Source organism: Clostridium tertium (assembly GCF_017873245.1).
Classification (GTDB): Bacteria; Bacillota; Clostridia; order Clostridiales; family Clostridiaceae; genus Clostridium; species Clostridium tertium.
The window spans coordinates 1-2,514 of record NZ_JAGGJY010000034.1; the positions used below are offsets into that span (position 1 = coordinate 1).

A 2,514-nucleotide genomic window follows, 5' to 3' on the forward strand; every position below is an offset into this window, starting at 1 on the left:
TGATCCAGAGTACCACGAGACACGTGAAACCTTGTGGGAAGCAGGGAGGACCACCTCCCAAGGCTAAATACTACCTGATGACCGATAGTGAAGCAGTACCGTGAGGGAAAGGTGAAAAGAACCCCGGGAGGGGAGTGAAATAGAACCTGAAACCGTGTGCCTACAACCGGTCAAAGCCCCTTATGAGGGTGATGACGTGCTTTTTGTAGAACGAGCCAACGAGTTACGGTATGTAGCAAGGTTAAGTACTTAAGGTACGGAGCCTAAGGGAAACCGAGTCTTAATAGGGCGACTAGTTGCATGCCGTAGACCCGAAACCGGGTGACCTATCCATGGCCAGGTTGAAGCGGGGGTAAAACCCCGTGGAGGACCGAACCACGTTGCTGTTGAAAAAGCATGGGATGAGCTGTGGATAGCGGAGAAATTCCAATCGAACTCGGAGATAGCTGGTTCTCCTCGAAATAGCTTTAGGGCTAGCGTCGGATATGAGTAATGGAGGTAGAGCACTGAATGGGCTAGGGGGCGTATCGCTTACCGAACCTTATCAAACTCCGAATGCCATATACTATGAGTCCGGCAGTCAGACTACGAATGATAAGATCCGTGGTCAAAAGGGAAAAAGCCCAGATCGTCAGCTAAGGTCCCAAAGTGTAAGTTAAGTGGTAAAGGATGTGGGATTTCTAAGACAACTAGGATGTTGGCTTAGAAGCAGCCACTCATTTAAAGAGTGCGTAATAGCTCACTAGTCGAGAGATCCTGCGCCGAAAATGTCCGGGGCTCAAACTTACCACCGAAGCTACGGGCTCAAGTTTACTTGAGCGGTAGAGGAGCGTCGTAATCGGGCTGAAGTCGTACCGTAAGGAGCGGTGGACTGATTACGAGTGAGAATGTTGGCATTAGTAGCGAGATGTAAGTGAGAATCTTACAGGCCGAAAATCTAAGGTTTCCTGGGGAAGGCTCGTCCGCCCAGGGTTAGTCGGGACCTAAGCCGAGGCCGAAAGGCGTAGGTGATGGACAATTGGTTGATATTCCAATACCACTATTATCGTTATTATCGATGGTGTGACGGAGAAGGATAGGATGTGCTAGCGATTGGAAATGCTAGTCTAAGCATTTAGGGAGTTAAAGTAGGCAAATCCGCTTTAACAATTCTGAGGTGTGATGGGGAAGGTCATTTTGACTGAAGTATCTGATTCCATGCTTCCAAGAAAAGCATCTAGAGAGAGAAGTAGTGCCCGTACCGCAAACCGACACAGGTAGATGAGGAGAGAATCCTAAGGCCATCGGAAGAATTGCAGTTAAGGAACTAGGCAAATTGACCCCGTAAGTTCGCGAGAAGGGGTGCCTGTGAGAGCAGGCCGCAGAGAATAGGCCCAAGCAACTGTTTAGCAAAAACACAGGTCTCTGCTAAAGCGTAAGCTGATGTATAGGGGCTGACGCCTGCCCGGTGCTGGAAGGTTAAGGGGAACACTTAGCGCAAGCGAAGGTGTGAACTTAAGCCCCAGTAAACGGCGGCCGTAACTATAACGGTCCTAAGGTAGCGAAATTCCTTGTCAGGTAAGTTCTGACCCGCACGAATGGCGTAATGACTTGGGCACTGTCTCAACTGCAAATCCGGCGAAGTTGTAGTGCGAGTGAAGATGCTCGCTACCCGCGATTGGACGGAAAGACCCCGTAGAGCTTTACTGTAGCTTAGCATTGAGTTTCGATATTGTCTGTACAGGATAGGTGGGAGACTGAGAAGCTAGGGCGTCAGCCTTAGTGGAGTCAACCTTGGGATACCACCCTGACAGTATTGGGATTCTAACCGGACGCCATGAATCTGGTGACGGGACATTGTTAGGTGGGCAGTTTGACTGGGGCGGTCGCCTCCTAAAAAGTAACGGAGGCGCCCAAAGGTTCCCTCAGAACGGTCGGAAATCGTTCGAAGAGTGCAAAGGCAGAAGGGAGCCTGACTGCGACACCCACAAGTGGAGCAGGGACGAAAGTCGGGCTTAGTGATCCGGTGGTACCTCGTGGGAGGGCCATCGCTCAACGGATAAAAGCTACCTCGGGGATAACAGGCTGATCTCCCCCAAGAGTCCACATCGACGGGGAGGTTTGGCACCTCGATGTCGGCTCGTCGCATCCTGGGGCTGTAGTAGGTCCCAAGGGTTGGGCTGTTCGCCCATTAAAGCGGCACGCGAGCTGGGTTCAGAACGTCGTGAGACAGTTCGGTCCCTATCCGTCGCGGGCGTAGGAAATTTGAGAGGAGCTGTCCTTAGTACGAGAGGACCGGGATGGACTGACCTCTGGTGCACCAGTTGTTCCGCCAGGAGCATAGCTGGGTAGCTAAGTCGGGAAGGGATAAACGCTGAAAGCATCTAAGCGTGAAGCCCCCCTCAAGATGAGATTTCCCATAGCATAAGCTAGTAAGACCCCTTGAAGAACACAAGGTTGATAGGTCAGAGGTGTAAGTGTGGTAACATATTTAGCTGACTGATACTAATAGGTCGAGGGCTTGACCAATAAAAA

Annotated in this window: 1 rRNA gene; it reads left to right on the forward strand. The window is 51.0% G+C overall.

What is annotated here, in order from left to right:
* Nucleotides 1-2,508, forward strand: a 23S ribosomal RNA gene (locus J2Z25_RS18425); the annotation flags it as partial.
* Between the last annotated feature and the right edge of the window lie 6 nt (nt 2,509-2,514).